The sequence below is a fragment of the Paracoccus sp. FO-3 genome (assembly GCF_006386455.1).
GTDB lineage: Bacteria > Pseudomonadota > Alphaproteobacteria > Rhodobacterales > Rhodobacteraceae > Paracoccus > Paracoccus versutus.
In genome coordinates this window covers 1-1762 of record NZ_VCBQ01000243.1, presented here as the reverse complement: position 1 = coordinate 1762, position 1762 = coordinate 1, and the positions used below count along the sequence as shown (strand labels likewise).

Sequence of the window (1762 nt, the reverse complement as noted above, 5' to 3'; positions counted from 1 at the left end):
TCTCACAATTAAGGGCTACGCGACACCTGCTTTCGGCATGGATGCCGCTTTCGCGATCACTGCCCTGCCTGCGGCGGCGGCGTTGCACCTGCTCGACAAAACCGGCTTCTGCCGCAACATTTCTGCGTCTGGTGTGATGCTGATCTCCGAAAACCCACCCTGCCCGCCGAGTATGATGTGCAGCGTCTCGAACGGCTCATCGACGATTTTCTTCGAATGCATGTTGCGGGCCATGGACGGCATGGAAAGACATCTCTGCCCGCCATGCTCGGAGCGGCTTGTTTCACGTTCAATGGCGAGCCGACGTCAATTTCGCGCTTGCCGCACCGGGTCCGCTACGTATTGTTCCGCCGGTTGGCCGATGGAATGACGCACCTCCAAAAACGTTCCAAGCATCCTGCAATTGATCTCTGGACCCGCATTGCACTGGCTGCGCCCAAGCATTCCGACTTGGTGGCATCATTGAGTGCAGAGATCACGTCTCAGATAACGCCGGGAACAAAGACGCGCTCCAGACATCCTGATTTGGCGGACTTACAACGGGTCATCGTTCGCCTTCATTCAAACCGCCGCACATCATTGGCAACAGCTATGTCTGCGAATTGATGACCCCTGCATCCTCCATCTGCTCCCGATCGGGCAGGTCCTGCAGCGACTCCAGATCGAACGCGACCAGGAACTGCTCCGTCGTCACATAGGTATAGGGTGCTCCACGCCGCGGCGACCGTGGCCCGGTGCCGATCAACCCGCGCGCATGCAGTCGCCCGATCAGATCGCGGCTGATCTCCTTGCCGAAGATGTCCTTCAGCCCGTCACGGGTGATCGGCTGGTGGTAGGCGATGGCAGCGAGCACCGCGACATCATATTCGTCCAGGTCCAGAAGCTGTTCGCCCACATCCGCAGCGGCCCTGATCGCTGGGGCGTAGGTGGGCCGCGTGCGCAACATCCAGCCGCCGGCCACCTGCGCCACTTCGAAGGATCGTCCTTCGAGATCGACGACCAGGTCTTCGACCAACAGATCGACCGAAGCCCCCTGCCCCACCACGCGCGCGAGGTCCTCGCGCGGCACCGGCGATGCACTGGCGAAGAGAACGGCTTCAATCCGCCGCATCCATTCACGCCAGCGCAATTCGGTTGGCAGATCGTCCAATTCCCGATCGAAGTCAGTTTCGGCGTGATCCTTGGCCATCGCTCAGATCCCGTAGAGCCGGAACGTGTCGCGGCCGGTCAGCTCGCGCACCGCGCCGAGATCGACCAACCGGTCACAGAGCCGCCGTGCGGACCGGTCCGGTAGTGGGAGGGCCGCAGGTGCGACGGCATCTTGGGTCAGGAAAATCGCGACGGCGGCCTCTGCGCCTTTGGCGCGCAGCTTCGGCGCGACCGCTTTGAGTTGCGCTGCCCGCCGCGCGAGGTCAGTTGAGAGACGCACGGCATCGACCGCCGATGAAACGAGCGCACGATGACAAGCCGAGCGTAGGTCTTCGCCTCGCTTGCGTATGTCGGCGCGTTTCAGGCCTGCGGCCAGAAGCGGCACGACATGATCCCAACCAAGCGCCTGAGCGAGGGTCGCGTCAGCAAGGACGAGTGCGGGCACCTCGGCACGGGGGGCATCGTTTAGTACCGCCTCCAGCACCATTGCCGCGCGACTGACCGCTGCCCCCTGCCCGGCATCGAGCCAATGCGCGATCTGATCACCCTGAAGTTCAGGCAGCGCCCGGACCAGAGCTTGCACGGTCACCGGCCTTTCCGTGGCGCGACGCCA

Annotated in this window: 3 protein-coding genes; 1 reads left to right on the top strand and 2 read right to left on the bottom strand. The window is 62.8% G+C overall.

The annotated features are described in order from the left end of the window. Positions 1-370: hypothetical protein (locus FE811_RS28055; RefSeq protein ID WP_219848978.1), on the top strand; the 370-nt coding region annotated here is incomplete at its 5' end. A 219-nt stretch (positions 371-589) separates the two neighbouring features. Here FE811_RS28055 and FE811_RS26710 read toward each other — a convergent pair. Beyond that, complete coding sequence (locus FE811_RS26710) at positions 590-1189, bottom strand: SMC-Scp complex subunit ScpB (RefSeq protein WP_140849525.1); 600 nt, start codon at positions 1187-1189, stop codon at positions 590-592. Positions 1190-1192: 3 nt separating this feature from the next. After that, a partial coding sequence (locus tag FE811_RS26705; RefSeq protein ID WP_140849523.1) for a DUF1403 family protein occupies positions 1193-1762 on the bottom strand: 570 nt, incomplete at its 5' end.